This is a genomic window from Vogesella mureinivorans (assembly GCF_007644035.1).
Taxonomy (GTDB): Bacteria; Pseudomonadota; Gammaproteobacteria; order Burkholderiales; family Chromobacteriaceae; genus Vogesella; species Vogesella mureinivorans.
On sequence record NZ_VMTV02000194.1, the window covers coordinates 1 to 252 of the forward strand.

The 252-nt window shown below is 69.0% G+C and carries 1 pseudogene; it reads right to left on the reverse strand.

Going from position 1 to position 252, the window contains the following annotated elements:
* A pseudogene (locus tag FLQ44_RS07765) lies at positions 1-252 on the reverse strand (beta-ketoacyl-ACP synthase II); the annotation flags it as partial.

A 252-nucleotide genomic window follows, 5' to 3' on the forward strand; every position in this document is an offset into this window, starting at 1 on the left:
CGGAACACCAGGGTGCCGTTGGTGCCGCCGAAGCCGAAGCCGTTGGACATCGCGACCTCGATCTTCGCCTCGCGCGCCACGTTGGGCACGTAGTCGAGGTCGCAGCCCTCGCCGGGCTCGTCGAGGTTGATCGTCGGCGGCACCAGGCCGTGGTAGAGCGCGAGGATGCTGAAGATCGCCTCCACGCCGCCGGCCGCGCCAAGCAGATGGCCGGTCATCGACTTGGTCGAGCTGACCAGGGTGCGGTAGGCG